This is a genomic window from Burkholderia territorii (assembly GCF_001718335.1).
In the GTDB taxonomy this organism is placed as follows: Bacteria; Pseudomonadota; Gammaproteobacteria; order Burkholderiales; family Burkholderiaceae; genus Burkholderia; species Burkholderia territorii.
On record NZ_CP013365.1, the window covers coordinates 2,138,475 to 2,165,099 of the forward strand.

The 26,625-nt window shown below is 67.3% G+C and carries 23 protein-coding genes; 7 read left to right on the plus strand and 16 right to left on the minus strand.

Translation table 11 applies throughout. The annotated features are described in order from the left end of the window. Positions 1 to 2 precede the first annotated feature (2 nt). From phnY to phnS, 6 genes are read right to left on the minus strand one after another with little or no spacing between them, the layout of a single operon-like run. Positions 3 to 1,457, minus strand: coding sequence for a phosphonoacetaldehyde dehydrogenase (gene phnY / locus WS51_RS09420; protein WP_069228999.1), 1,455 nt, complete (start codon positions 1,455 to 1,457; stop codon positions 3 to 5). Further along, on the minus strand, positions 1,454 to 2,764 hold the full coding sequence (gene phnA / locus WS51_RS09425) for a phosphonoacetate hydrolase (RefSeq protein ID WP_059772908.1): 1,311 nt from the start codon (positions 2,762 to 2,764) through the stop codon (positions 1,454 to 1,456). The genes phnY and phnA overlap by 4 nt, the downstream gene beginning before the upstream one ends. After that, entirely contained in the window at positions 2,761 to 3,621 is an 861-nt protein-coding gene (gene phnV / locus WS51_RS09430; RefSeq protein WP_059501672.1) for a 2-aminoethylphosphonate ABC transport system, membrane component PhnV, read from the minus strand. Before phnV ends, phnA begins: the two co-directional genes overlap by 4 nt. Next, positions 3,611 to 4,531: a 2-aminoethylphosphonate ABC transporter permease subunit gene (gene phnU / locus WS51_RS09435; RefSeq protein WP_059501670.1), complete on the minus strand. Its 921-nt coding sequence runs from the start codon at positions 4,529 to 4,531 to the stop codon at positions 3,611 to 3,613. Before phnU ends, phnV begins: the two co-directional genes overlap by 11 nt. Continuing rightward, entirely contained in the window at positions 4,509 to 5,612 is a 1,104-nt protein-coding gene (gene phnT, locus WS51_RS09440; RefSeq protein ID WP_059501668.1) for a 2-aminoethylphosphonate ABC transport system ATP-binding subunit PhnT, read from the minus strand. The genes phnU and phnT overlap by 23 nt, the downstream gene beginning before the upstream one ends. 34 nt (positions 5,613 to 5,646) lie before the next feature. After that, on the minus strand, positions 5,647 to 6,738 hold the full coding sequence (gene phnS / locus WS51_RS09445; protein WP_059449078.1) for a 2-aminoethylphosphonate ABC transporter substrate-binding protein: 1,092 nt from the start codon (positions 6,736 to 6,738) through the stop codon (positions 5,647 to 5,649). Between the two features lie 254 nt (positions 6,739 to 6,992). Between phnS and WS51_RS09450 the strand changes: the two genes are divergently transcribed. Next, entirely contained in the window at positions 6,993 to 8,102 is a 1,110-nt protein-coding gene (locus WS51_RS09450; protein ID WP_069229000.1) for a 2-aminoethylphosphonate--pyruvate transaminase, read from the plus strand. Positions 8,103 to 8,207: 105 nt separating this feature from the next. Here WS51_RS09450 and WS51_RS09455 read toward each other — a convergent pair whose 3' ends face one another. Genes WS51_RS09455 through aroQ form a run of 3 tightly spaced genes read right to left on the minus strand, consistent with a single transcriptional unit; the run spans position 8,208 to position 10,896 of the window. After that, a complete protein-coding gene (locus WS51_RS09455) occupies positions 8,208 to 9,548 on the minus strand; it encodes an MFS transporter (protein WP_059449076.1) in 1,341 nt (446 codons plus the stop codon). A gap of 41 nt (positions 9,549 to 9,589) precedes the next feature. After that, entirely contained in the window at positions 9,590 to 10,444 is an 855-nt protein-coding gene (locus tag WS51_RS09460) for a shikimate dehydrogenase (RefSeq protein ID WP_060298180.1), read from the minus strand. Continuing rightward, positions 10,441 to 10,896: a type II 3-dehydroquinate dehydratase gene (gene aroQ, locus WS51_RS09465; RefSeq protein WP_069229001.1), complete on the minus strand. Its 456-nt coding sequence runs from the start codon at positions 10,894 to 10,896 to the stop codon at positions 10,441 to 10,443. Before aroQ ends, WS51_RS09460 begins: the two co-directional genes overlap by 4 nt. A 256-nt stretch (positions 10,897 to 11,152) precedes the next feature. On the opposite strand from aroQ, the gene WS51_RS09470 reads away from it, so the two are divergent. Both WS51_RS09470 and WS51_RS09475 read left to right on the plus strand, forming a co-directional pair. Beyond that, positions 11,153 to 13,045: a bifunctional sugar phosphate isomerase/epimerase/4-hydroxyphenylpyruvate dioxygenase family protein gene (locus tag WS51_RS09470; RefSeq protein WP_069229002.1), complete on the plus strand. Its 1,893-nt coding sequence runs from the start codon at positions 11,153 to 11,155 to the stop codon at positions 13,043 to 13,045. 286 nt (positions 13,046 to 13,331) lie between these two features. Then, complete coding sequence (locus WS51_RS09475) at positions 13,332 to 13,595, plus strand: hypothetical protein (RefSeq protein WP_059449072.1); 264 nt, start codon at positions 13,332 to 13,334, stop codon at positions 13,593 to 13,595. Positions 13,596 to 13,679: 84 nt separating this feature from the next. Here the strand turns inward: WS51_RS09475 and WS51_RS09480 are convergent, their stop codons facing one another. Continuing rightward, positions 13,680 to 14,474: an AraC family transcriptional regulator gene (locus WS51_RS09480; protein WP_059449071.1), complete on the minus strand. Its 795-nt coding sequence runs from the start codon at positions 14,472 to 14,474 to the stop codon at positions 13,680 to 13,682. Positions 14,475 to 15,106: 632 nt separating this feature from the next. On the opposite strand from WS51_RS09480, the gene WS51_RS09485 reads away from it, so the two are divergent. Continuing rightward, entirely contained in the window at positions 15,107 to 16,243 is a 1,137-nt protein-coding gene (locus tag WS51_RS09485) for a branched-chain amino acid ABC transporter substrate-binding protein (protein WP_059449070.1), read from the plus strand. A 323-nt stretch (positions 16,244 to 16,566) separates the two neighbouring features. Continuing rightward, positions 16,567 to 17,877: an MFS transporter gene (locus tag WS51_RS09490; protein ID WP_059501653.1), complete on the plus strand. Its 1,311-nt coding sequence runs from the start codon at positions 16,567 to 16,569 to the stop codon at positions 17,875 to 17,877. Positions 17,878 to 18,017: 140 nt separating this feature from the next. Here WS51_RS09490 and WS51_RS09495 read toward each other — a convergent pair whose 3' ends face one another. The 4 genes from WS51_RS09495 to garD form a co-directional block, all read right to left on the minus strand. Then, on the minus strand, positions 18,018 to 18,455 hold the full coding sequence (locus WS51_RS09495) for a DoxX family protein (RefSeq protein ID WP_059449067.1): 438 nt from the start codon (positions 18,453 to 18,455) through the stop codon (positions 18,018 to 18,020). Positions 18,456 to 18,683: 228 nt separating this feature from the next. Further along, positions 18,684 to 19,139, minus strand: a complete 456-nt coding sequence (locus tag WS51_RS09500; protein ID WP_059449066.1) for an RbsD/FucU family protein — start codon at positions 19,137 to 19,139, stop codon at positions 18,684 to 18,686. A gap of 78 nt (positions 19,140 to 19,217) precedes the next feature. Beyond that, positions 19,218 to 19,610 (minus strand): nuclear transport factor 2 family protein, encoded by a 393-nt coding sequence (locus tag WS51_RS09505; RefSeq protein ID WP_059449065.1) that lies wholly within the window; start codon positions 19,608 to 19,610, stop codon positions 19,218 to 19,220. 181 nt (positions 19,611 to 19,791) lie between these two features. Next, on the minus strand, positions 19,792 to 21,345 hold the full coding sequence (garD, locus tag WS51_RS09510) for a galactarate dehydratase (protein WP_069229003.1): 1,554 nt from the start codon (positions 21,343 to 21,345) through the stop codon (positions 19,792 to 19,794). A 230-nt stretch (positions 21,346 to 21,575) separates the two neighbouring features. Between garD and kdgD the strand changes: the two genes are divergently transcribed. Beyond that, entirely contained in the window at positions 21,576 to 22,490 is a 915-nt protein-coding gene (kdgD, locus tag WS51_RS09515; protein ID WP_069229004.1) for a 5-dehydro-4-deoxyglucarate dehydratase, read from the plus strand. A gap of 140 nt (positions 22,491 to 22,630) precedes the next feature. On the opposite strand, the gene WS51_RS09520 is transcribed toward kdgD, so the two are convergent. Further along, the gene (locus WS51_RS09520) at positions 22,631 to 23,182 is read right to left on the minus strand and encodes a hypothetical protein (protein ID WP_059799229.1); all 552 of its coding nucleotides are present in this window, start codon (positions 23,180 to 23,182) and stop codon (positions 22,631 to 22,633) included. A 192-nt stretch (positions 23,183 to 23,374) separates the two neighbouring features. Next, positions 23,375 to 24,952 carry an aldehyde dehydrogenase (NADP(+)) gene (locus tag WS51_RS09525; RefSeq protein WP_059543308.1) on the minus strand — a complete coding sequence of 526 codons (1,578 nt, stop codon included), beginning with the start codon at positions 24,950 to 24,952 and terminating at the stop codon, positions 23,375 to 23,377. A gap of 250 nt (positions 24,953 to 25,202) precedes the next feature. Between WS51_RS09525 and WS51_RS09530 the strand changes: the two genes are divergently transcribed. Further along, a complete protein-coding gene (locus WS51_RS09530; protein ID WP_069229005.1) occupies positions 25,203 to 26,600 on the plus strand; it encodes an MFS transporter in 1,398 nt (465 codons plus the stop codon). Positions 26,601 to 26,625: the final 25 nt, after the last annotated feature.

The following is a 26,625-nucleotide window of genomic DNA, read 5'->3' on the forward strand; positions in this document are numbered from 1 at the left end:
GCTCACTCCCAAGGCAGCGAAAACGTCTTCACGTTCGTGAAGCTCTTCATCGCTTCCTGAACCCCTTCCTTATAGCCAAGCCCCGAATCCTTGATTCCGCCGAACGGCGACAGTTCGATCCTATATCCGGGCACTTCCCAGACGTTCACCGTCCCGACGTTCAGCTCGTTCACGAACCGCACGACCGCCGCCGTACTGTCCGTACAGATACCCGACGACAGCCCGAATGCCGTGCCGTTGCTGATCCGGATCGCGTCGTCGATCGTGTCGAACGCGATGACCGGCGAAACTGGTCCGAAAGTCTCCTCGCGCACGATCGTCATCGACGGATCGACGTTGTCGAGCACGGTCGGCGAATAGAGCGCACCTCGACGCACATTGCCGATCAGCAGGCGCGCGCCCTGCGAGACCGCCTCGCCGACCCGCGCCTCGAACAGTCGCGCCGCCGCGTCGTCGATCACCGTGCCCATTTCATTCGCGGGATCGAACGGGTCGCCATATTTCCATGCACGCGTCTTCTCGACGAGCAACTCCGTGAACGCCGGCGCGATCGTGCGCTGTACCAGGATCCGCTTGACGGCCGTGCAACGCTGCCCCGAATTCCGGTACGAGCCGAGCACGGCCAGCGTGGCCGCACGTTCCAGATCGGCGTCGTCAAGCACGATCAGCGGATCGTTGCCGCCCAGCTCCAGCACGATGCGCCGGTAGCCGGCCCGCGCGGCGATCGCCTTGCCGATCGACACGCCGCCCGTAAAAGTGATCAGCGATGCGTGCGGGTGCGTGACGAGTTCGTCCGCGATTTCGCGCGGGTCGCCGGTCAGCACCTGCAGCATCGGCTCGGGCAGGCCGGCCTCGTAGAGCAGGTCAGCCAGATAGAACGCCGACAACGGCACCTTCTCCGACGGCTTCACGATCACGCGGTTGTTGGTCGCAATCGCCGGCGCGATCTTGTGTGCGACCTGGTTCATCGGATGATTGAACGGCGTGATCGCGACGATCACACCGTCGAGCGGCTGGCGCTGCGAGAACACGCGGCGCGCCTTGCCGTGGGGCGTCAGGTCGCACGAGAAGCTCTGCGCGTCGTCGCGCAGCGCTTCGACCGACGCGAACTTCAGCACGTCGGCGACGCGGCCGATCTCGTAGCGAGAATCCCGCTTCGACAATCCCGATTCGAGCGTGATCAGGTCGGAGGCTTCCTCGGTACGCTCGCGCAGCAGCGCCGCCGCACGCTCGAGGATCTGCGAACGCTCGTAACGCGTGAGCGCCGGCCGGTACGCCATCGCGTAGTCGAACGCGGCGCGCACGTCGTCGACGCTCGCCAGCGGCGCCGTGCCGACACGCGTGCCGGTGTATGGATCGGTGACGTCGAAAACGCGGTCGCGCGTCGCACGCGTGCCGCGCCAGCGCAGCGCCTCGGCGCGAAACGCCGGGTGATCCTGTCGGGGATGAGCCATCATGACGCGATCCGGTTCAGCACGAAATCGAAAACGTCGAAGTTGCGCGGACGACGTGCAGGATCGTCCCGCTCGATCCGACGGTTGAACAACAACGGCACCTCCTGCTCGGACACGCCGCCGTGCGACCGCAGCGGCACGGTCAGGCCCGACAGGTCGTGTTCGCGCTCGCGCGTGCCGAGCGTCATGTCGCGCCGCGCGATCACGACGAGGTCGCCGATCCGGTCGGCCGGCAGCTCGAAGCGCGCGGCGGCCTCCGCGTTGTCGAGGACGAGCTCGACGCCGTCGATCCCGCCTACGCGCCACATCGCGTCGGTCCGGTCGACGCCGGGTGCCAGGTAGACGGTCGCGAACGAGCCGAGCGCGCCGTGGTGCACCACATACGGATCGGTGATCGGCAGGATCACGCGCGCAGCCCGTGCACCGAACCACTCGTCGAACGCGTCCTGCAGATAGATCACGTTGGGGCGGCCAGTAGCCGGATCGTGCTTCGCGTTCATCCCGTGATCGGCCGTGAGCCCGATTGCCCAGCCGAGGGCGTCGAGCTGGGCGAGATAGCCGTCCATCATCGCGTAGAACGCGTTCGCGCCGGCACTGCCTGGCTCGCACTTGTGCTGCACGTAGTCGGTGGTCGACAAGTACATGAGATCGACCTGGCGCGTCTGCGCGAGCCGCACGCCGGCCGCGAACACGAACTCGGAAAGCGCCGCGCTGTACACGTCGGGCGACGGCAGGCCGACCCAGTCGAGCACGTCGACGATCCCGTTTTCCGCAAGATTCGCCTGCGCCGCCTTCTCGGCGGAGAAGCAGATGCCGTTCATCCGCCAGCCGAGCAGCCGGCGCAGCTTGTCCTTCGCCGTGACGACCGCCACCCGCGCGCCGGCGTCGGACGCCGCCGCGAGCAGCGTGCCGGCACGCAGGTACGCCGGGTCGTTCATCATCACTTCGGCACCGCGACCGCCGTCGGCGGCCGGATCCCAGAAGTAGTTGCCGCAAATCCCGTGGACCGCCGGCGGCACGCCGCAGACGATCGACAGGTTGTTCGGGTTGGTGAAGGTCGGCACGACACAGTCGGCGCGCCAGGCCGTGCCTTCCGCGATCATCCTGGCGATGAACGGCGCGACGCCCGCCTCCACCGCGCGTTCGAGATAGTCGTACTCGCAGCCGTCGACGCAGATAACGACGGTCGGTTCGACCGGCAGCCGGTAGCGTCGGCCGTTGACGTCGACGGATCGTCCCGCGAGATTCGTCGACACGTTGCCGGCGGCCGGTTGCTCGCCGGACTGCCTCAGTGCGAACGCGGCGTTCACGATGCCGCCCGCTTGCCGCGCGGCACCCGCGCGGCGATCAGCAGCAGCGCCGCGAGCGACGCGCCGAGCATCAACAACGACAGCGCGGATGCCGGAAGGTAGTAGCCGCGCTCGACCTGACCGATCACGACGATCGGCACGGTCGCGAAACCCGGCGGGTAGACGGTCAGCGTCGCGCCGAGTTCGCCGAGCGACAGCGCGAAGCCGAGCGCGAGGCTCGCGCGCAGCGCCGGCACGAGTTGCGGGAGCAGCACGCGGCGCAGCACCATCGCGGGCGGCGCCCCGAGGCTCGCCGCGGCTTCGCGCAGCACGGTGAGCTCCGGGCGCAGCGCGGCAGCCGCGCAGCGATAGCAGAACGGCAGAATCAGCGCGAGTTGCACGAGCACGACGATCGCGGCGGAACTCGACAGGTCGAGCGGCTTCTGGTGATACGCGATCAGCACCGCGAGCCCGAGCACGACACTCGGCACGCCGTTCGGCACCATCACGAGCGCATCGACCACCGCGCCGAGGCCGCGGCGGTCGCGCCCTTCCAGCGCGAGCGCGAGCCACAGCCCGAGGATCGTGCCGATTGCCGACACGCCGAAGCCGATCTCGAGGCTCGTCAGCAGCGCGTCGTATTCCGGCGAACCGAGCCGCTCGAACCAGCGCAGGCTGTAGCCGGCCGGCAGGATCGTGCCCGACCACTGCGTCGACACGCTCGACAGCGCGACGACGATGACCGGCAGCACGAACAGCCAGAAGCACGCGAACGCGGCCAGCGCGAGTGCCGCGCGCGACGCATGCTTGAGGACCGTGTCGCCCCAGCCGACCTGGTGGCGCGGCACGGCTTGCCCGATACGGAATTCAGCGGACATCGTTCCCTCCCGTCGCACGCCGGTTCACCCGGCGATAAACCGCATAGAGCGCCAGCGACAGCGCGAGCATCACGACCGCGCCGGCCGACGCGGTCGGCAGGTCGAGGTCGACGGTCGCGCTGCTGTAGATCGCGACCGGCAGCGTCACGAGCCGCGCGCTGCCGAGCACGAGCAGGATGCCGAACTCGTTCAGCGTCAGCAGGAAGCACAGCACGGTGCCGGCAGCGATGCCCGGCCACGCGATCGGCAGCACGACGCGACGCGCGAGCATCCATCCGGACGCGCCGAGGCTGCGCGCCGCCTCGATCAGGCGCAGGTCGAGCGTCGCGAACGACGCGAGCGTCGGCCGCACGACAAACGGCGTATAGAACACGGTTTGAGCGAGGATCACACCGCCGATGCCGAACAGGAAATCGAGCGGCGGAGCCTCGAGATGGAACAGCTGCTGCAGCGCGATACTGATCGAGCCTTGCGAGCCGTACAGGAAGATCAGCGTGAACGCGACGAGGAACGACGGGAACGCGACGTACAGTTCCAGGAAGCGCGTGACGAGCGACGCGCCCGGAAACGGCTTGAAGAACAGCAGCGCGGCCAGCAGCACGCCGAGCACCGACGCCGTGCCGGCGCTCGCGAACAGCACGCCGACGGTCGTCAGCAGCACGTTGCGCGTCTCGGGGTTGCCGAAGAATGTCCGGTACGCGGCAAAGCTCAGCCCGTGATCGCCGGACACGCTCAGCAGCACGAGCCGCACCAGCGGATAGACGACGAGCGGGCCGAGCACGACGATCGCGAGCGCGGCGAGATGCAGGTCGCCCATGCGCTTGCGGCGCCGCGCGGCGGCGGCATGCGCGGCGGCCGACGCCAGCACGTGCGGCGGCAGGCCGGCTTCAGGGCTCGATAAGGACGACATCGTCTGCCTCGCAATGCAGGGAAACGCGCGCGCCGCGCTCGGGAGCCGCGCCGCGGCCGCGTTGCATCGTGACGCGCACGGGTTCGTCGGGCGCCGCGTCGATCACCACCGCGATCGACAGATCGGCGCCCTGCCATTCGACCGACGACACCGTGCCGTGCAGGCCGCCCGCCGCGAGCGGCATCACGGTCAAGCGCTCGGGGCGCACGCACGCGACCTTGCCGCGCATGCCGTGACGCGGATCGCCGAGCGGGAAAATCACGTGCGGCGGCAGCAGGTTGGCCGGGCCGAGGTAGCGCGCGACGTAGCCGTCCTGCGGCGCGTCGTACAGTTGCTGCGGCGTGCCGAGCTGCGCGATGCGGCCGTCGCGCATCAGCAGCGCGCGGTCGGACAGCACGAGCGCATCGTCGCGGTCGTGCGTCACGCAGACGACGGTCAGGTTCGGCAGGCGCTCGTGCAGCGCCTTCAGCTCGCTGCGCACCGACGCGCGCAGGTTCGCGTCGAGCGCCGACAACGGCTCGTCGAGCAACAGCACGTCGGGCTCGATCACGAGCGCGCGGGCCAGCGCGACGCGCTGTTGCATCCCGCCCGACAGCTGCGCCGGCAGGTGGTGGCCGGCTTCGCCGAGCTGCACGAGCTTCAGCGCATCGGCAACGCGACGCGTCACCTCCGACGTGGCCATCCCGCGGGCACGCAGCCCGAATGCGACGTTCTCGAACACCGACAGGTGCGGGAACAGCGCGTAATTCTGGAACAACAGACCGAGATTGCGCTTGTGCGGCGGCGCATGGGTCAGGTCGCGTCCGGCCACGGTCAGCGTGCCGGTCAGGCCGTCGGCCTTCACGAACCCGGCGATGAAGCGCAGCAGCGTGGTCTTGCCGCAGCCGCTCTTGCCGAGCACGGTCAGAAATTCACCGGCACCAATCGACAGCGATAGATCTTCAAGCACCGTGCGTGCGCCGTAGCGCACGCTCAGGTGTTCGATCTGCACGCCGCCTGGCGCGCCGGACCGCAGCGTGGCGCGCGGTTCGGCGGCGCCGAATGCGCCGGGATGGGTCAGGGTGGTGTCCACCGGGTTCATCCTCTTGCTCACTGATACAGGCGACGTGTCGCGATCACTTCGGCTTGACGACGTCGAGTTGCTTGCCCGAGCTGCCGATCACGTCCTTTTTCCAGCGCTCGATCCACACCGGTTTCTTCGCCATCACCTGCGTCCAGTCGACCGGGATCAGTTTCACGCCCGCGATCGCCTTCTTGACCGCTTCGCCGTTCTTGCCGGCCAGCGGCACGTCCGTGCGGCCCGGGATGCCATACATGTCCGGCACCTTCGACTGCACTTCCGTCGACATCAGGTAGTCGATCAGCTTCTTGCCGGCGTCCTGGTTCGGGCCGCTCTTGATCAGGCCGATGCCGTACGGCAGCTGGAACGTGGTCGGCTGGTCGCCGTCCTTCGCGGCCAGGAAGATCGGCTTGACGGCCAGCGCGCCGTGCTCGGCGTCGTCGAGATCCATCTGCAGGTCGCCGTTCGCGACACTGATCTCGTTACGCGACAGCAGCACGTTCAGATAGCCCGTGCCCTTCGTGTGGAACTTCACGCTCTGCGACAGCTTCGCGAGGTAGTCGAACGCCTTGTCCTCGCCCATCAGCGACGTCGTCAGGATCAGCACGGCCATCCCGTCGCCGGCCGTGGCCGGGTTCGAGTAGGCAACCTTGCCCGCGTAGGCCGGCGACAGCAGGTCGGCGAACGTCTTCGGCTGGTTCTTCACGACGTCCGGGTTGATCGCGAACGAGAAGTAGTTGTTCACGAACGTCGCCCATGTGCCGTCTTCCGCCTTCGCGATCGCCGGCACGTTCTTGTAGTTGACGCTCTGGTACGGCTGCAGCAGGCCCATCTGGCCAGCTTGCTGGATGAACGGCGGCAGCGTGACGATCACGTCTGCCTTCGGCGAATTCTTTTCGATGTTCGCGCGGTTGACGACCTCGCCGCTGCCCGCCGTCACGATGTTGACCTTGACGCCTTCCTTCTTCTCGAACGCGGGCAGCACGTCGCGATAGAGATTCTCGAGACCGTCCGCCGTGTACAGCACGACCGCGTTCGCCGCATGCGCGGGCATCGCCGCGCCTTGCAGCAGACCGGCGGCGCAGGCGGCCAGCGCGAGCTTGCGGAACGCGCCGGCAGCGGCGCGCGAGGAATTCTGCAGTGTCATCTCACTTCTCCGTAGGCGGAACACCAAACGGCCGGGGCACGATCCGGCTCCTTTCAGTCGGACAGACCGACAACCGGCCTGTCTCGCTGCCGCGCTGCAGGTGGTCTCGCGCGGCAACCGAAGGATCACAGCGTTCGATGACAACGCCGTGACGAGTGCCACAATTTCCAAAAAATGACACATTTTGCCAATATCATGCAAGTCATTCAGAAATGCCGCCCGGCGTTTCGTCCGATCTTTGCAGGAGAAAAACCATGCCCGACCCGATTCTGCTGACGCCCGGCCCGCTCACCACGTCCGCCACAACACGCCACGCGATGCAACACGACTGGGGCTCGTGGGACGCCGCCTTCAATCAATTGACGGCGAGCGTCTGCGCGGATCTCGTCGCAATCGCGCGCGGCGGCGACGAATACGTGTGCGTGCCGATGCAAGGCAGCGGCACGTTTTCGGTCGAGGCTGCTCTCGGTACGCTGGTGCCGCGCGACGGCGTCGTGCTGGTGCCGGACAACGGCGCGTATTGCGCGCGCATCCTGAAGATCCTCGGCCGGCTCGGCATCGACGCGATCGCGCTGCCGTTCGGCGAGGACGCCGCGGTCGACCCGGCGGCGATCGAAGCCGCGTTCTCGCGCGAGCCGCGCATCACGCACGTCGCGCTGGTACACCTGGAAACGAGCGCAGGCATCCTCAATCCGCTCGACGCGATCGCGGCCGTATGCCGGCGGCACGGCAAGCGGCTGATCGTGGACGCGATGAGTTCGTTCGGCGCGTTGCCGATCGCGCTGGCGGACAGCGGGATCGACGCGCTGGTCTCGGCGAGCGGCAAATGCCTGGAAGGCGTGCCGGGGATGGGATTCGCGATCGTGCGGCGCGACGCACTCGACGCGTGCGAAGGCAACTCGCCGTCGGTCGCACTCGACCTTCACGATCAGTACGCGTACCTGCGCAAGACGGGCCAGTGGCGCTTCACGCCGCCGACCCATGTGATCGCCGCGCTGCGCGCCGCGCTCGACCAGTACCTGGCCGAAGGCGGCCAGCCCGCGCGCGGTGCGCGCTATGCGGAGAATTGCCGGACCTTGATCGAATCGATGCGCGCGCTCGGCTTCACGCCGTTCCTCGATGCGAGCGTGCAGGCACCGGTGATCGTCACGTTCCACGCGCCCGACCACCCGGCGTACGATTTCCGCCGCTTCTACGATGCGGTGCGCGACGCGGGCTTCATCCTGTATCCGGGCAAGCTGACGCAACGCGAGACGTTCCGCGTTGGCTGCATCGGCGCGATCGATGCCGGCGATATCCGGCGCGCGGTCGCGGCGATCGCGCAGGCGGTCGACTCACTCGGAATCGTCGTGCAGCGCGCGTGAGCGCCGAGGCATGCAACGTCCGGCAAGCGGGGACGGCAGACACAAAAAAGCCCGGCGACCCGCAGGTCGCCGGGCGAACGCACCGAGAGTGCGTGGAGCCGGTACTTAGAGCTCGATCCGCTTGATGTCGCCGACGACGAAGATGTACGACAGCGCACCGATCAGCGCGATCACGCCGATGAACACGAGCGCGCCGACGAACGATCCGGTCGATGCGACGATGAAGCCGACGACGAGCGGCGTGACGATGCCCGCGAGGTTCGCCGCGAAGTTGAAGATGCCGCCCGTCACGCCGAGCAGGCCGTCCGGCGCGATGTCGGACACGAGCGTCCAGCCGAGCGCGGCCATGCCCTGCGCGAAGAATGCGACCGACATGATCGCGATCACGGCTTCGTTGCTCTTCACGTAGTTCGCGAGAATGATCGTCGATGCAAGCAGCAGGCCCGCGATGATCGGCAGCTTGCGCGCGAGGTTCGCGGACTTGCCGCGGCGCAGCAGCCAGTCGGAGAAGATCCCGCCGAACATCACGCCCACCGATGCGGCGATGAACGGCATCACCGCGAAGAAGCCGATCTTCAGCCAGCCCATATGGCGTTCCGTCGCGAGATAGGTCGGGAACCAGGTGAGGAAGAACACGAGCGTCGAGTTGCCGGCGAACTGGCCGAGGCAGATACCCGCGAGCTGACGCTTCTTCACCAGCCGGCCGGCCATCGCCCAGCTGAACTTGGCCTGCGCGGACTTGCCGCTCGTGTCGCCGTCCTTGCGCGCGCGGTGCACGAGGCCGCCGCCCGCTTCGATGTATGCAAGCTCTTCCGAGTTCGCGCCCGGATGGTTGCGCGGCTCGTGATAGAACTTCCACCAGACGAGACCGAACACGATGCCGACCGCGCCGACGACCCAGAACAGCGAGCGCCAGCCGAACGCACCCATCAGCGCGAACAGCACCGGGCTGAAGAACGCGAGACCGATGTACTCGCCGACGGTGTACGTGCCGGTCGCCATCGCGCGCTCGTTTTGCGGGAACCACGTCGCGACGACGCGGCTGTTGGTCGGGAAACACGGCGCTTCGGTCACGCCGAGGCCGAGCCGGCATGCGAGCAGCGTCCCGACGCCGGGCACGAAGCCCTGCAGGAGCGTGCACAGCGACCACAGCGTCATGGACCAGTAATAGGTGATCTTGCTGCCGAAACGGTCGAGGAACAGGCCGCCGGGCACCTGCATTGCGACGTACGTCCAGGAGAACGCGGAGAACATGATGCCCATCACCGCTGCGTTGATGCCGAGCTCCTTGGTGAGCTGCGGCGCAGCCACCCCCAGCACGGTACGGTCAAGATAGTTGATCATCGTGCCGATCGCGAGCAGCGCGAGGATCTTGTAGCGCGCAGAGGTCCGCCGGACCGTGGCGGCCGCCGCGGGCGCGGCGTTCGTGTGGGTGGTGTGCTGCATGGTCGTCTCCTGGTCTCTTTTTCAGCTAGTCTGTAGAAAGGTCAGCGCGCGACGAGCGACTGAAAATGCTCGAACATCCGCTCGTCGTCCGGCGTGCGTCCGGTGAAGATCTCGAACGCATCGACGGCCTGGTACACGGCCATCCCGCCGCCCGGCAGCGTCGCGCAGCCGGCTGCGCGCGCGGCGCGTATCAGTTCGGTTTCGAGCGGGAAATACACGATGTCGGCGACCCACATTCCCGCGTGGAGCAGCTCCGCCGGCAGCGGCAGGCCCGGATGCTTGACCATGCCGGTCGGCGTCGCATGGATCAGGCCGGTCGCCGCCCGCATCGCGGCCGCGAGATCGTTGCCCGATGCGACCCGGGCAGCCGGGAAGCGCTGCTGCAGTTCGCCCGCGAGCGCGGCGGCACGGCTGCCGTCGACGTCGAAGATCGTCAGTTCGGCGGCACCCATCTGCAGCGCTGCATGCGCGACGGCCGCACCCGCGCCGCCCGCGCCCAGCTGCACGACACGCTCGAGCGACGCGCCGGGCAACCCGCGACGGAACGACTTCGCGAAACCCGACCAGTCGGTGTTGTGGCCGATCCGCTTGCCGTCCTTGAACAGCACCGTGTTCACCGCGCCGAGCGCGCGCGCATCGTCCGACAGTGCGTCGAGGTGCTCGATCACGCGCTGCTTGCACGGATGCGTGATGTTGAGCCCGTTGTAGCCCATCCGCTGCGCGGCATCGAGCAGTTCCGGCAGCGCGTCGACGGTCACGCCGAGCACGTCGAGATCGATGCGCCGGTACACGTAGCCGAATCCCTGGCGGAAACCTTCTTCCTCGTGCATCGCGGGCGACAGCGAACCGCCGATGCCCTGGCCGATCAGGCCGATCAGAAACGACGGGCGGCTCATCGTGCGCCTCCTTGCGCGAAAAGGGTCGACAGGCGCTGCAGCGCAAATACGTAACCTTCGGTGCCGCAGCCGCAGATCACGGCTTCGGCCACCGCCGACACATACGAGTGATGACGGAATGCCTCGCGGCGATGCACGTTCGAGATATGCACCTCGATCACGGGCTTCGCGATCGCGGACAGCGCGTCGGCCAGCGCGACCGACGTGTGCGTATAGCCGGCCGGATTGATCACGATGCCGTGCGTATCGTGGCGCGCGGCATGCAGCCAGTCGATCAGCTGGTGCTCGGCGTTCGACTGCCGAAAATCGATCTCCAGCCCGAGCGCCTCGGCCGCCGTGCGGCAACGCTGCTCGACGTCGGCAAGGGTTTCCGCGCCGTAGATGTGAGGCTGGCGGGTGCCCAGCAGATTCAGGTTCGGGCCGTTCAGCACCAGCACCTTGTGCTTGCTCATGGTGTTTCTGCTCCAAAAACGGGGGCGAATCGCTAGTCGACTTCGCCCCTTGACGTCAAGATTCGGCGCTAGTGTGCGCTTGCGCAAGCGCAATGTCTTTTCGGGTTTTCGCTTATTTGTACCATCTAGTTAGTTTGTATAATTCGCCATACTCCCCTAGTAAATTCGGGATGTGGCGCCCGCAAACAATTCAATGACTGGTTCATTCCGGCCCGATCCAGCCGACGCCATGCCCCGCTCACCGCAGGATTCGCCCATGCAGCGCTCGATCGCCACCGTGTCACTGTCCGGCACGCTCGCCGAGAAGCTCGCCGCCATCCAGGCCGCCGGCTTCGACGGTGTCGAAATCTTCGAGAACGACCTCGTCTACTTCGACGGATCGCCCGCCGACGTGCGCCGCATGGCCGCCGATCTCGGCCTCGACATCGTGTTGTTCCAGCCGTTTCGCGACTTCGAGGGCGTGAGCCCGGCCCAGCTTGCGCGCAATCTCGACCGCGTCCGCCGCAAGTTCGACGTGATGCATGCGCTCGGCACCGACCGCATCCTGGTATGCAGCAACGTGTCGCCCGACACGATCGCGGACGACGCGCTGCTGATCGACCAGCTCGGCGCGCTTGCCGAAGCCGCGCGGCAGGCCGGCGTGGTGGCCGCGTACGAGGCGCTCGCGTGGGGCAGCGTCGTGAAGCGGTACGGGCACGCATGGCAGCTCGTGAACGCGGTGAACAGCCCGCATCTCGGCCTCGCGCTCGACAGTTTCCATACGCTGTCGCTCGACGATTCGCCGGACGCGATCGCCGATATCCCGGGCGACCGGATCGCGTTCGTGCAGATCGCCGATGCGCCGAAACTCGCGATGGACGTGCTCGAATGGAGCCGCCACTACCGCTCGTTCCCCGGCCAGGGCGATTTCGATCTCGCGCGCTTCACGGCACGCGTGATCGAGTCCGGTTATACGGGGCCGCTGTCGCTCGAGATCTTCAACGACGGCTTCCGCGCCGCGCCGACCGCGATCACGGCCGCCGACGGCCACCGGTCGCTGCTTTATCTGGAAGAACTGACGCGCGCGCGACTCGCGCTGGACGGCCGCGCGCCGGCCGCCGGCCAGCCGCTGTTCGCGCCGCCTGCGCCGCCCGCGCACGTCGGGTTCCAGTTCATTGAATTCGCGGTCGACGCGCAGGCGGCAGCCACCGTCGGCGAATGGCTGGGCCGGATGCGCTTCCGGCTCGCGGGCCGCCATCGATCGAAGGACGTGACGCTGTTCCAGCACGGCGCCGCGTCGATCGTGCTGAACGCCGAGCGCGACTCGTTCGCCGACGCGTTCTTCCAGCAGCACGGGTTGTCGCTGTGCGCGTCGGCGTTCCGCGTCGACGATGCGAAAGTGGCATTCGAACGCGCGGCCGGCTTCGGCTACACGCCGTTTTCCGGGCGCGTCGGCCCGAACGAGCGCGTGCTGCCGAGCGTGCAGGCGCCGGACGGCAGCCTCGAATACTTCGTCGACGAGACGCCGAACGCTCCAACGCTGTACGAATCGGATTTCGTGCTGACCGACATCGACGGCCCGACCGAGGTCGGCCCGCTGACCGGCATCGATCACGTGTGCCTCGCGCTGCCGGCAGACGCGCTCGACACGTGGATCCTGTTCTTCAAGACCGCCTTCGGCTTCGAGGCAGAGCGCAGCTGGCTCGTACCCGATCCGTACGGCCTGATGCGCAGCCGCGCGGTGCGCAGCGCCGACGGCTCGGTGCGGATCGCGCTGAATGCGTCGGTCGACCGCCATACGGCCGTCGCCGAATCGCTCGACCGTTATCACGGCACCGGGCTGAACCACGTCGCGTTCCGGAGCGACGACATCGTGAAGACAGTCGCCGCGTTCGCCGCCGACGGCGTGCCGTTCCTGCGCATTCCGCCAAATTATTACGATGATCTCGCCGCACGCTACGCGCTGTCGGACGAGTTGATCGACACGCTGAGCGCCCACCATCTGCTGTACGACCGCGACGAAAACGGCGGCGAATTCCTGCATGCGTATACGGAACTGGTCGACAACCGCTTCTCGCTCGAAATCGTCGAGCGGCGCGGCGGCTACGACGGCTACGGCGCCGCCAACGCGGCCGTGCGGCTCGCCGCGCAGGCCCAGCGAAGAAAATAAGGGCGCAAGCGAATTCCGCGCTGGGAGCGATTCGAACGGGATAATCACGCCGCCGCAGGGACGCGCGCCACGCGGAAGCGCCATCGTGGTGAGTGCCGCGGCGGCGCCTTGCCGGGCAAGGCCGACCACCGCGAGCGGGACACGGCCAATCTGCCGGGGTTACATCCGGTAACGCGCACCGCGCTCCAACATGCGCTCGGCCACCGCGCTTTTAAGAATCGCTTAAGTCTTCGACGGCACCATCCGCTTCCAGTACCCGATAGATATCTCGAAAAGGAGGACAGCGATGAGCGCCGTAGATGCACCCGCGGGCCGCCCGGCCGCCCCCCCTGTAAAAAAGACGATGCTGCGCCGATTGCTCAGCCATCATGAAATCGCAACGCTGCTCGTGCTGCTGCACGCACCGATCGGCGCGAATGCCAAAGCCGAATTGCCCGCGCTACAGGAAGCCGGCCTCGTCGAGATGGTCAAGCTCGACGCCGACACCGCACCGAGCTTCCGGCTGACCGAAGACGGCACGGCCGTCCTGAAAGGCCTCGGCTACCGCTGAGCGCCGCCGAGTCGCCGCTTTCCCGCTTCAATCCTTCGTACCGCCCCGATCCTTCCGACGCGCCGCCCCTTCCGGCGCGTCACTTCACCCTGCCCTGTCCTGCAGCATCAGCCGGTATTCCGTCGGCGTCATGCCGACCGTCGCCTTGAACTGGCGCGTGAACGCGCTGTGATCCGTATAACCGCATAGCGCCGCGACGTCGGTCACCTTGTCGTGCGTGACGAGCAGCGCCGTGGCCGCGTCGAGCCGCGTTTTCAGCAGCACCTGGCGCGGCGTCAGGTGAAACACCTTGTGGAAGTAGCGTTCGAGCTGCGCGACCGACATCCCGGCCATCTGCGCAAGCTGCTTCAGGTTCAGTGGCTGCACGTAGTGATCCTGGATGTGCTGCACCACGTCTGCGAGCTTGCTGTAGGCCGGGTGCGAACCTTCGTGCGCCTTCAGGTCGCGCGAGATGCCCGCAAGACCGACCACCTTGCCCGCCGCGTCGCGCAGCGGCTCCTTGCAGGTCAGGCACCAGCCCGGCTGGCGGCCCGGATACAGATGCAGCTCGAGCTGGTCCATCAGCTGTTGGCCCGCTGTGATCGTTGCCATGTCCTGCTCGAAATACGTTCGGCCGAAGCGGCGCGGAAACACTTCGTCGGTCGTCTTGCCGAGCAGGTCGCGCTTGTCCTTGTAGCCGCAACGCAGCGCGAGCGTGCGGTTGACCAGCGCGTAGCGGCCGTTCGCGTCCTTCACGAAGAATGCGACGTCGGGCAGCGCGTCGAACACCGGCTCGAGCAGGCGGAAGTGCGCGAGCATCGCGCCGAGATCGGCATTGTCGGGCTGGTAGCGCAATGTGTCGGCGAGGCTCATGGGCGGTGCGGCAAGGAAGGTCGTCATCCCGGCATCTGCGAAGGGGTGGCTGATGGCGTCGATTATAGAAGCGCGGTCGAGAACACGTCGCGACGAGCTCGTACAAGCGCGATAGAGCGACTCGGCGAACGGCGGCCGCGCAACGCAACGCCGGACGGCGACGATCGGCAGCAGCATGGCTCCGCGCGCAACGCGCCGTGCCGTTGTGCGCGCAACCACCGCGCCGCGCTTGCCGGACGCCGAGGATTGCGCATCGATCCGCTGCGGGTGCCCGGCATCGATCGGCAACATCGGCGATATCGACCTGCCGCACGCGGTATCGCAACAACGCTCGCGAAGCCGCCATCCTAGAAATGCCGGCGTGCCGCGTCTTGGCCCGATTGCGCATTTCACATGACGATTTCAGCACATATCAGGGTTATCTACGATATGCCGAAATCGTCGCCGGTCACGCATCGAACGCGCAAGACGCGCGCATTTTCGCTACCTAGACTTCGATCAACGGTTACGAGACGACATCCCGCCGCCGCCGCGCACGCCGATTCCGGCACAATCCGCGCGCGGTCGCGAAGGCCTGCCGATCGATACGTCTCGCCCGGTTTACCGCACCGGCCCGTCGGCCGGCGTCGGCCCAACCACGCCATCAAGGGGAAGTGAAAGTGAAGCTGAAGGTATCGCACGTCGCGCTGGCCGCTGCCTGCGCACTGTCGGGCGCACACGCCATCGCCGCCGACGTCGTCAAGATCGGTTTCGCCGCACCGCTGACGGGGCCGCAATCGAACTACGGCACGGACATGCAGAAGGGCGTGCAGCTCGCGATCGCCGATTTCAACGCGACGCATCCGACGATCGGCGGCAAGCCGGTCACGTTCCAGCTCGACTCGCAGGACGACCAGGCCGACCCGCGCACCGGCACGACGGTCGCACAGCGGCTGATCGACGACAATGTGCGCGGCATCATCGGTCACTTCAACTCGGGCACGAGCATTCCGGCGTCCGACCTGTACGATCGCGCCGGGCTGCCGCAGATCTCGATGGCGACGTCGCCGCAATACACGGCGCGCGGCTACAAGACGACGTACCGGCTGCTGACGAGCGATGCGCAAGCAGGCCGCATCGTCGGCACGTACGCGGTGAAGACGCTGCGCTTCAAGCGCATCGCGATCATCGACGACCGCACGGCCTACGGCCAGGGCATCGCCGACGAATTCGCGAAGGCCGTGCAGGCCGCGGGCGGCACGATCGTCAAGCGCGATTTCACGAACGACAAGGCGCTCGACTTCTCCGCGATCCTGACCAACCTGAAGGGCATCAACCCGGATGCGATCTTCTACGGCGGCGGCGACGCGCAGTCTTCGCCGATGATCCGCAAGATGCGCCAGCTCGGGATGAAGTCGGCATTCGTGACCGGCGAAATGTCGCGTTCGCCGACGTTCCTGAAGGTCGGCGGCGACGCGGCCGAAGGCGCGATCGTCTACATGGGCGGGCTGCCGAAGGAAAAGATGCCGGGCTTCGCCGGCTACGCATCGCGCTATAAGGCACGCTTCAATGAAGACGTGATCACCTATTCGCCGTACTCGTACGACGGCACGATCGCGCTGCTCACCGCGATGAAGGAAGCGAACTCGACCGACCCGAAGGTCTATACGCCGTATCTCGGCAAGGTATCGATCAAGGGCGTGTCGGCGCCGAGCATCGCATACGACGCGAAGGGCGACCTGAAGGATGCGCCGGTGACGATCTACAAAGTCGAGCGCGGCGCGTTCAAGCCGGTCGACACGATCGCCGGCAACTGATCGCACGCTCGTTGCGTTGCATCGCGCGGCGCGGCACGCGGATCGACCGCTTGCCGCGCCGCGCGCGTTTCTTCCGCGTGAAGTCCGAAGCGTTCCTCTGCGCGGCCCGCGCGCGCGCATTTCGCGCTCCTGTAGAATCCCCCCACCCGCTTTGACGCTTCGTCTGCGTCGTGCCCCATCCCGGTGCGACGGTGCGTGTCGCGTGCCCTATCCGGCGCTCGGCGCACGCTCGACGATGCAGGCCGCGCCTTGCCAGTCCATGCCGATAGCGGGTTCTGGAGACGCAGCACCGACAACAACATTCAAAACCGATCGTCCTGACCATGCAAGCTTCCGAATTGAGCGGCGTGCCCCGTGCCGCCGAACGCGCGCTCACGCGCAGCGACTACAAGACCCTTGGCCTTGCCGCACTCGGCGGCGCCCTCGAGTTCTACGACTTCATCATCTTCGTGTTCTTCGCACCCGCGATCGGACAGCTGTTCTTCCCGCACGACATTCCCGACTGGCTGCGCCAGTTGCAGACGTTCGGCATCTTCGCGGCCGGCTATCTCGCGCGCCCGCTCGGCGGCGTGATCATGGCGCATTTCGGCGACCTGTTCGGCCGCAAGCGGATGTTCACGCTGAGCGTGCTGATGATGTCGGTGCCGACGCTGCTGATGGGCCTGCTGCCGACCTACGACTCGATCGGCATCCTCGCGCCGGTGTTGCTGCTGCTGTTCCGCGTGTTGCAGGGCGCGGCGGTCGGCGGCGAAGTGCCGGGCGCATGGGTGTTCGTGTCGGAGCACGTGCCGTCGCGCCACATCGGCTATGCATGCGGGACGCTGACCGCGGGCCTCACGGCCGGCATCCTGCTCGGCTCGCTCGTCGCTGCCGGTATCAACAGCCGCTACTCGGGCGCCGAAGTCACCGCATTCGCGTGGCGCATCCCGTTCCTGCTCGGCGGCGTGTTCGGCCTGTTCTCGGTGTACCTGCGCCGCTGGCTGCACGAGACGCCGGTGTTCGCCGAAATGAAGGCGAAGAAGGCGCTCGCGGCCGAGATTCCGCTGAAGGCCGTGCTGCGCGATCACGGCCGTGCGGTGATCGTGTCGATGCTGCTCACGTGGATGCTGTCGGCGGCGATCGTCGTCGTGATCCTGATGACGCCCGCGCTGCTGCAGAAGCAATATCACCTGACGCCCGCCACCACGCTGTTCGCGAACAGCATCGCGACGCTGTGTCTGACGGCCGGCTGCATCACCGCCGGCTCGCTCGCGGGCTGGATCGGCGCGAAGCGCGTGCTCGGCATCGGCGGCCTCGTGCTGGCCGCGTGCTACTACCTGCTGTTCGCGCAGGTCGCCGCCGACGCGTCGACGCTGCCGCTGTACTACGGGATCGCCGGCTTCATGGTCGGCACGATCGGCGCGGTGCCGTTCGTGATGGTCAAGAGCTTCCCGGCCGTCGTGCGCTTCTCGGGCATCTCGTTCTCGTACAACGTCGCGTATGCGATCTTCGGCGGCCTCACGCCGGTGATCGTGTCGCTGATGATGAAGTCGAACCCGCTCGCGCCGGTCGTGTACGTCGCGGCGATCTGCGTGCTCGGCGCGATCGCCGTGCAGTTCGCGAAGGATGCGAAGGAGCTGAAGGACGCACGCTGAACGCCGGCGCGCATCCGCGCGCAGGATGAACAAAGGGCCGAATCCCGCGGCGTGCGGGATTCGGCCCTTTCGTTTTGGTTCGGCGCGGCGCGCGACGTCAGTACGTCGCGCCGTTCAGCGCGACTCGACTCAACTCCGGCTCAGCGCAGCGCGCCGTACGACGAACTTGGCCGGCGCAGCGCGTCGATGCTCGCGCCGCCCGCACCGGTCACGAACAGCAGCAGGAAACCGCCGGCGATCGCGACGTTCTTCCAGAAGTGGATGACCATGTCGTGCTGGACGGCGGCGTCCGTCGCGTCCCAGAAATTGTGGCCGACCATCGCGGTCGCGATCGTGTAGAACGCCATCAGCAACGCGAGCGGCTTGACCTTGTAGCCGACGATCAGCAGCAGGCCGCCGAGTGCTTCGATAGCAACGACGAGCGGGCCCGTCACCTGCGGATACGGGACGTTCATCCGATGCAGATAGCCGATGAAATCGCCGTAGCCGAGCAGCTTCATCACGCCGCCCCACAAGAACAACGCCGCCAGCGCCAGGCGCGCGAAAAAAATGACGCCGGAATCGACGGAACGCGTCATGCCTCTCTCCTCGTATGCAATTCGGCCGTCCGCTCGAGGCGTGCCCGGGCGGTTCGCAGCCGCGCGGCCCGGCCGGGCCCGCGGCAAATGGGCCAGCATAGAGGGTCTTTTCGCGGTGTCCAAGAAAAAGGTTGTAGCAAATCTTTACACTGCGGCGGCCGGCACCGACGCGGCGCCACCACGATGAACGACGCCGCAGCCCGCCGCCGCGAATAAAAGGAACAGGCCCTAACCGGCGTCGCTCAACAGCACGCCTTTCTTGAACACGAAGCAGCCGTAGCCGCGCTGCTCGCCGGTGACGATCACCGCATACGCCTGCTGCGCGCGCTCGTAGAACGCGAATCGCTCGATGCCCGCGAGCGGCACGGCGCGCCCTTCCGCGCGATCGATTTCAGCCTGCACTTCGCGCTGCACGGGCGGCACCGCGGCCGGGTCGCCGACCACCTCCATCCGCCACGCGGGCGTGTCGACGAACGTGTCGAGCGGCAGCACCGACAACACCGCGCGCGCGACGCGCGCCGAATCCGCGCCATCGATGCGCAGCGCGCGGCCGACCACCGTATGCTCGGCGACGGATTCCGCCGGAAAATTCGCATCGCAAATCACCACTTCATCGCCGTGGCCCATCGCGCGCAGCGTGTGCAGGACGTCGGCGTGCAGCAGGGGATCGATATTCTTCAGCATGTGGGCAAACCTCCGGGACGGGGAACGAATTGCATACGTTACCCGATCCCGGCGGCCGCCGGGCATGCGTCGCTCACGTCACGACGTCGCGGCCGGCATTTCGTCGATGAAACCCGTCACCGACTTCAGGCGGCCCGACGCATCGACGGTGCCGAAATCGGAACCCTTCACGATCGCCGCGCCCTCCGGCGACACGAGCGCCCACGAGAAGCGCAGGTGCTGGCCGAAGCCGTCGACGTCGGTCGTGCGGCGAAAGCGATACGCGGGGAAGCGCGCCTGCACCGCGGCGATCATCGTGTCGATGCCCGCGTGGCCGTCTCCGGCCATCAGCGGATCGCGATAGGCCGCGTCGCTCGCGTAGGTCGCATCGATCAGCGCGCGCCGGCGTGCGGCGTCGGACTCGTTCCAGGCGTCGAAATAACGGTCGATCAGGTCGGCGTGAGCGGACTGGACGGTTTCGTTGGTGTTCATGCGAGGCTCCTGGTCTGGATGAGGGGAGGACAGCACCGCGGACGTTTCGTGTTCGCGTGTCGCCATCGTCGCCGGCCCCGCGCGGGCGGTCGATTACGTTCGAGGTAAGGAAACCGCGCCGCCGCTATTGAAAACGGGCGCCCGAAGGCGCCCGCATCGTCCGCCGTCGCAACCGCACGCGTCAGGTCACCGGCGCCGGATTGAACAGCGTTAGCGCATTCGCGAGCTTCCATTGCTCGGCCCACGTGCGGCGCTTGCCGCTCGCGACGTCGAGCATCAGCCGGAACAGCTCCCAGCCGACCTCTTCGATCGACGCCGCGCCCGTCGCGATCTGCCCGGCATCGAGATCCATCAGGTCGTGCCAGCGGCGCGCGAGATCGCTGCGCGTGGCGACCTTGATCACCGGCACCTGCGCGAGGCCGTACGGCGTGCCGCGGCCGGTCGTGAAAACGTGCAGGTTCATCCCCGCCGCGAGTTGCAGCGTGCCGCAGATGAAGTCGCTCGCGGGCGTCGCCGCGTACAGCAGCCCCTTCTGCCGCGCCCGGTCGCCGGGGCGCACGACGCCGGCGATCGGCGCGCTGCCCGACTTCACGATCGAACCCATCGCCTTCTCGACGATGTTCGACAGGCCGCCCTTCTTGTTGCCGGGTGTCGTGTTCGCGCTGCGGTCGACGCGGCCGCGCTGCAGGTAGCGGTCGTACCAGTCCATCTCGCGGATGATCTCGCGCGCGACATCCTCGTTCGCCGCGCGCGACGTGAGCTGCGCGACACCGTCGCGCACCTCGGTCACTTCCGAGAACATGATCGTCGCGCCCGCGCGCACGAGCAGGTCGGCCGCGAAGCCGACCGCCGGGTTCGCGGTCAGCCCCGAGAACGCGTCGCTGCCGCCGCACTGCACGCCGACGACGAGTTCCGACGCCGGGCAGGTTTCGCGACGACGGCGGTTCAGACGCTCGAGATGCGATTCGGCCATCTTCATGATCGAATCGATCATCGAGTTGAAGCCGACGTGCGCGGCGTCCTGCAGGCACACGACGCCGCCGTTGTCCGTCGCGCCGTCGGCCGCCAGCGGAATCGCGCCGGGCGGCAGCAGGCGCTCGGGCTGCAGCTTCTCGCAGCCGAGGCTCACGGTCATCACTTCGCCGCCGAAGTTCGGGTTCAGGCTGATGTTGCGCAGCGTGCGAATCGGGATGTCGGCATCGGGCGCATCGATCGCGACGCCGCAGCCATATGTGTGCTCGAGCCCGACCACGTCATCGACATTCGGGTAGCGCGGCAGCAGTTCGTCCTTGATCCGCTTCACCGCATGCTCGACGACGCCCGACACGCACTGCACGGTCGTCGTGATCGCGAGGATGTTGCGCGTGCCGACCGAACCGTCGGGATTGCGGAAACCCTCGAACGTATAGCCTTCGAGCGGCGCCAGCGGCGGCGCGGCACGCGTGGCGAGCGGCAGGTCGTCGAGCCCCGGCGGCTCGGGCATGCGCATCGTGCGCTCGTTGACCCAGCTGCCGCGGCGCAGCTCGGTGAGCGCGTAGCCGATCACGACGTTGTAGCGGACGATCGGGTCGCCGGCGGCGAGGTCGACCAGCGCGACCTTGTGCCCCTGCGGCACGCCTTCGCGCAGCGTCAGGCCGTCGGCGAAGGTCGCGCCCTCGGGCAGGCCGCCGTCGTTCACGACGATCGCGACGTTGTCGTCCGGATGGACGCGGATATAAAGCGGGGAAGCAGTCATCGGAATTCCTGGAAGGCTACCAGTCAGATCGTTAGTCATCATACGACATTCAACACCCGTGCGTGATATTACGTAAACCCTTATCCGGAAAGACCCTACCCTTTATCTGTCGGGAAGCTGCTTGCATTGCTCGTTCCTGCGTTGTACGATGACATACAACGACATCGCCAATATGGCCCGGATGCCGTACCCGACGAACCCAGCACTCGCGCTAGACGGACGACCTAACCATGACCTCACCGCAAGAACTCAAACAGATCATCTCCCACGGCCTGCTGTCGTTTCCGCTGACGGACTTCGACTCGGACGGCAGCTTCCGTCCGAGCACCTATGCCGAGCGTCTGGAATGGCTGGCGCCGTATGGCGCGACCGCGCTGTTCGCGGCCGGCGGCACCGGTGAATTCTTCTCGCTCACGCAGCGCGAGTATTCCGATGTGATCCGTGTCGCGACGGAAACCTGCAAGGGCAAGGTGCCGATCCTGGCCGGCGCCGGCGGCGCGACGCGCGTCGCGATCGAATATGCGCAGGAAGCCGAGCGCCTCGGCGCGAGCGGCGTGCTGCTGATGCCGCACTACCTGACCGAAGCGAGCCAGGAAGGCATCGCCGAGCACGTCGAGCAGGTGTGCCGCGCGCTGAAGATCGGCGTCGTGGTGTACAACCGCGCGAATTCGAAACTGAACGCCGACATGCTCGAGCGCCTCGCCGATCGCTGCCCGAACCTGATCGGCTTCAAGGACGGCGTCGGCGAAATCGAGAGCATGGTCACGATCCGCCGCCGTCTCGGCGACCGCTTCGCGTACCTCGGCGGCCTGCCGACGGCCGAAGTCTACGCAGCCGCGTACAAGGCGCTCGGCGTGCCGGTGTACTCGTCGGCCGTGTTCAACTTCATCCCGAAGACGGCGATGGCGTTCTACGAGGCGATCGCGAAGGACGACCACGCAACGGTCGGCCGCCTGATCGACGAATTCTTCCTGCCGTACCTGAAGATCCGCAACCGTCGCGCGGGCTACGCGGTCAGCATCGTGAAGGCGGGCGCGAAGCTCGTCGGCCACGACGCGGGCCCGGTGCGCGCGCCGCTCGTCGACCTCACCGACGACGAAATGGCCGAACTGGACGTGCTGATCAAGAAGATGGGCCCGCAGTAAGCAGGGCCGGCCGGCGCAGCGCCTTCAACCGCGCCGCGGCCGGCTTGTTGCATCGCCCGTGTTGGATCGCGGCCGGCACCTGCCGGCCGCCGTCGTTTGCAGCGGCGGCCATGCCACGCATCCCGCCGCGCCGCGCGCGGTCACATCTGCGCGATGACGCCGATGATCCGGTGACGCACGTTGGCGAGCTTGATCCGCGTCGCCTCGATCTGCTGTTGCGTGCCCGCCCGTGCGCGCGCGTTCGACTCGCCGCCGAGAATCTGGCCGAGCACGTCGCGATCGACGACGGCATCGAAGAACCGGCCGACCGTGATCGTGGCCGACTGCTTCGCGATGGACAGCGCGCTGTTGGCCTGCATCAGCGCGTCGGTGCGCAGGCTCGGGTCGCGCTCGTCGATGTTGCGGCGATGCTCGAGCGCGAACACCAGCGCTTCCATGTCCTGCCGGAATCGGTCCACAGCGCGGCCGAACATGAGCGAATGCGCGTCGGAGCCCGTGACGGACCGCCCCTGGTTGATGGTCACGTCGAATTCGCTGCCGCCCAGGTCGCGCTGGAATTCCAGCAGCGCATTCGCGAGCACGCGCCCTTCGCTGTACTGGCCGATCCGGCTGCGCACGGCCTGCGCGACGCCGCCGATCACCTTCCACAATCCGGCGGCGAACAGGTGGTCGCCGCGCTTGCTGATGTTCATCGGATGACTTCCTCTTGGAATTTTGTGGTCTCTCAGGCTCGCCTGCGGACCGGGCGGCCCGAGGCCCCGCTACTGTAGGAGAAATTCCGGCGACGCGAAAGCCATCATGAAAAAAGCGGGAGCCGCCAACAGGCGGCCCCCGCTCTCACTGCTTCGGCAAGCGGCCCGGCTGCGTGCCGCGCCGCCGCACCATCACTCCGCCCGGCCGTCGCGCAGCCGCGGAATACCGAGCGGGTTGCTTTCCTGCAGCCCTTCGGGCAGCAGGTCGTCCGGGAAGTCCTGATAGCACACGGGCCGCAGGAAACGGTCGATCGCGGTCGCGCCGACCGACGTGACGGCCGGGTTCGACGTCGCCGGGAACGGCCCGCCGTGCACCATCGCGTCGCACACTTCGACACCGGTCGGGTAACCGTTGACGAGCAGGCGCCCGGCCTTGCGTTCGAGGATCGGCAGCAGGCGGCGCGCGAGCGGCTTGTCGTCGGCGTCGATCTGCAGCGTGGCCGTCAGTTGGCCCTCGAGTGCGTCGAGCACGCGTGCGACCTCGTCGAAGTCACGGCAGCGCACGATCAGCGATGCGGGCCCGAACACTTCGTGGCCGAACGCCGGCTCGGCGAGGAACGCCTGGGCAGCAACTTCATACAATGCGCCGCCCCCCTGGCATTCGGTCTGCGCCGCCTCGCCCGCGCCGATTTCGCGCACGCCCGGCAGTTCGGCCAGCTTGCCGCGTCCGCTGCGATACGCGTCGGCGATGCCGCGCGTCAGCATCACGCCGGCCGGCTTCTTCGCGAGCGCCTGCGCCGCGACGGACTCGAAGCGGTCGAGATCGGGGCCGTCAACCGCGAGCACGAGGCCCGGGTTCGTGCAGAACTGGCCGGTGCCGAGCGTCAGCGAATCGACGAAGCCGGTCGCGATCGCGTCGCCGCGCGCGGCGAGCGCGGCGGGAAACAGCACGACCGGGTTGATGCTGCTCATTTCCGCATAGACCGGAATCGGCTGCGGGCGCGCGTTCGCGAGCTGCACGAGCGCCATGCCGCCCTGGCGCGAGCCGGTGAAGCCGACGGCCTGCACCGCCGGATGGCTGACGAGCGCCGCGCCGGTCACGCGGCCCGGGCCGATCAGCAACGAGAACACGCCGTCCGGCATCCGGCATTTCACCACCGCCGCGCGGATCGCGCGGCCGACCAGCTCGGACGTGCCGAGGTGCGCCTCGTGCGCCTTCACGATCACCGGGCAGCCGGCCGCGAGTGCCGACGCGGTGTCGCCGCCGGCCACCGAGAATGCGAGCGGGAAGTTGCTCGCGCCGAACACCGCGACCGGCCCGAGCCCGACCTTCTGCAGCCGCAGGTCCGAGCGCGGCAGCGGCGTGCGCGCGGGCTGCGCGGGATCGATCGACGCGGCGAGGAAGCGACCGTCGCGCACGACGCGCGCGAACAGCCGGAGCTGGCCGACGGTGCGGCCGCGCTCGCCCTGCAGCCGCGCGACGGGCAGGCCCGTTTCGGCGTGCGCGCGCTCGATCAGCGCGTCGCCGAGCGCGACGATTTCATCGGCGATCGCTTCGAGAAACGCCGCGCGAGCCGCGAGCGGCTGCGCGCGGTACGCGTCGAAGGCATCGCGCGCGAGCTCGCACGCGCGCTCGACGTCGGCCTGCGTCGCGACGCCGAAGGCCGGCGCATCGATCGTCGCGCCCTTCGTCGGGTCGAACGCGTGCAAGGTGCCCGCCGAGCCGGCCACCGCTTCGGCGCCGATCAGCATCTCTCCAGTCAGTTGCATGGGATGTGCTCCGTGGTTCGGGAATGATTCGCTCATTGTAGCCCAACAGATATGATGTCTGCCGACATCGTTTCGTCATTCAGGCGTCGCGTGCGCAGCGTTGCCGCTTGGCGTCGCGCCTTATCCGTCGAGCATAAGCCGTCATTCTTACCCTTTTTCGTCAACTTACAAAGGGAAAACCCGAGGTTTCCACATTCTGAGCGGACACATAAACTTTCAGTCATGTCATACGACGACGTACTACTTTAACGTGCCCAATCAGACTCCCTCCCGCGATCTTCCGATCGACCTCGCCGGCACCGCGCGCCGCACCGCCGTGCGCTACTGGATCCTGGCGATGCTGTTCGTCGTCACGACGCTCAATTACGCGGACCGCGCGACGCTGTCGATCACCGGCACGCCGATCCGCAAGGCTTTCGGCATCGACCCGGTGACGATGGGCTATATCTTCTCCGCGTTCAGCTGGGCTTACGTGCTCGCGCAATTGCCGAGCGGCTGGCTGCTCGACCGCTTCGGCGCGCGCCGCGTGTATGCGGCCAGCATCTTCCTGTGGTCGGCGTTCACGCTGCTGCAAAGCACGATCGGCCTCGGCGGCAGCGCCGCGTTCGCCGTGACCGCGCTGTTCGCGATGCGTTTTGCGGTCGGCATCGCCGAAGCGCCGGCGTTTCCCGCGAACGCGAAGGTCGTCGCAAGCTGGTTCCCGACCGCCGAGCGCGGCACGGCGTCGGCGATCTTCAATGCCGCGCAGTATTTCGCGGCGGTGGTGTTCTCGCCGCTGATGGCGTGGCTCACGCATGCGTATGGCTGGCATCACGTGTATCTGTGGCTCGGCCTCGCCGGCATCGCGCTTGCATTCCTGTGGTTGCGCGTGATGAAGGATCCGGCCGACCATCCGGCGGTGAACCGCGCGGAACTCGAGCACATCGAGCAAGGCGGCGGCCTCGTGCGCACCACGGGCGGGCCGACCCGCGCGCGCGGCGCCGGCGCGGCGTCGGCGTCCGAAGGCAGCCGCGTCGCGGGCTGGTACTACGTGCGCCAGCTGCTGTCGAACCGGATGCTGCTCGGCGTCTACCTCGGCCAATACTGCGTGAACGTGCTCACATACTTCTTCCTCACGTGGTTCCCGATCTATCTGGTGCAGGCGCGCGGGATGTCGCTGCTGAAGGCGGGCTTCATGACGTCGCTGCCGGCAGTCTGCGGGTTCCTCGGCGGCGTGCTCGGCGGGATGCTGTCGGACATGCTGATTCGCCGCGGCGTGTCGCTGACGCTCGCGCGCAAGATCCCGATCGTCGGCGGCATGCTGCTGTCGATGGTGATCATCGGCTGCAATTACGTCGACAGCGAAGCGCTCGTGATCGTGCTGATGGCCGTGTCGTTCTTCGGCAAGGGAATCGGTTCGCTCGGCTGGGCCGTCGTCGCGGACACGGCGCCGAAGGAAGCGATCGGCCTGTCGGGCAGCCTGTTCAACATGTTCGGCAACACGGCCGGCATCGTCGCGCCGATCGCGATCGGCTACCTGGTCGGCGCGAGCGGTTCGTTCAACGGCGCGCTCGTGTTCGTCGGGCTGAACGCGCTCGTCACGGTGCTCAGCTATCTGGTGATCGTGAAGGACATCAAGCGCGTCGAGCTGCGTCATCGCGACGCGTGACCGTCGGGGAGGCACCGGGAAGCGA

Excerpts from the sequence above, each read along its gene's own strand:
- WS51_RS09500 (WP_059449066.1), bottom strand. The coding sequence starts at position 19,139 with ATGCTGAAGAATATCGATCCCCTGCTGCACGCCGACGTCCTGCACACG.
- phnV (WP_059501672.1), bottom strand. The coding sequence starts at position 3,621 with ATGTCCGCTGAATTCCGTATCGGGCAAGCCGTGCCGCGCCACCAGGTC.
- phnU (WP_059501670.1), bottom strand. The coding sequence starts at position 4,531 with ATGTCGTCCTTATCGAGCCCTGAAGCCGGCCTGCCGCCGCACGTGCTG.
- phnT (WP_059501668.1), bottom strand. The coding sequence starts at position 5,612 with ATGAACCCGGTGGACACCACCCTGACCCATCCCGGCGCATTCGGCGCC.
- WS51_RS09480 (WP_059449071.1), bottom strand. The coding sequence starts at position 14,474 with ATGACGACCTTCCTTGCCGCACCGCCCATGAGCCTCGCCGACACATTG.
- WS51_RS09470 (WP_069229002.1), top strand. The coding sequence starts at position 11,153 with ATGCAGCGCTCGATCGCCACCGTGTCACTGTCCGGCACGCTCGCCGAG.
- WS51_RS09525 (WP_059543308.1), bottom strand. The coding sequence starts at position 24,952 with ATGCAACTGACTGGAGAGATGCTGATCGGCGCCGAAGCGGTGGCCGGC.
- garD (WP_069229003.1), bottom strand. The coding sequence starts at position 21,345 with ATGACTGCTTCCCCGCTTTATATCCGCGTCCATCCGGACGACAACGTC.
- WS51_RS09460 (WP_060298180.1), bottom strand. The coding sequence starts at position 10,444 with ATGAGCCGCCCGTCGTTTCTGATCGGCCTGATCGGCCAGGGCATCGGC.
- WS51_RS09490 (WP_059501653.1), top strand. The coding sequence starts at position 16,567 with ATGCAAGCTTCCGAATTGAGCGGCGTGCCCCGTGCCGCCGAACGCGCG.
- kdgD (WP_069229004.1), top strand. The coding sequence starts at position 21,576 with ATGACCTCACCGCAAGAACTCAAACAGATCATCTCCCACGGCCTGCTG.
- phnY (WP_069228999.1), bottom strand. The coding sequence starts at position 1,457 with ATGATGGCTCATCCCCGACAGGATCACCCGGCGTTTCGCGCCGAGGCG.
- WS51_RS09455 (WP_059449076.1), bottom strand. The coding sequence starts at position 9,548 with ATGCAGCACACCACCCACACGAACGCCGCGCCCGCGGCGGCCGCCACG.
- WS51_RS09505 (WP_059449065.1), bottom strand. The coding sequence starts at position 19,610 with ATGAACACCAACGAAACCGTCCAGTCCGCTCACGCCGACCTGATCGAC.
- WS51_RS09520 (WP_059799229.1), bottom strand. The coding sequence starts at position 23,182 with ATGAACATCAGCAAGCGCGGCGACCACCTGTTCGCCGCCGGATTGTGG.
- phnS (WP_059449078.1), bottom strand. The coding sequence starts at position 6,738 with ATGACACTGCAGAATTCCTCGCGCGCCGCTGCCGGCGCGTTCCGCAAG.
- aroQ (WP_069229001.1), bottom strand. The coding sequence starts at position 10,896 with ATGAGCAAGCACAAGGTGCTGGTGCTGAACGGCCCGAACCTGAATCTG.
- WS51_RS09450 (WP_069229000.1), top strand. The coding sequence starts at position 6,993 with ATGCCCGACCCGATTCTGCTGACGCCCGGCCCGCTCACCACGTCCGCC.
- WS51_RS09495 (WP_059449067.1), bottom strand. The coding sequence starts at position 18,455 with ATGACGCGTTCCGTCGATTCCGGCGTCATTTTTTTCGCGCGCCTGGCG.
- WS51_RS09475 (WP_059449072.1), top strand. The coding sequence starts at position 13,332 with ATGAGCGCCGTAGATGCACCCGCGGGCCGCCCGGCCGCCCCCCCTGTA.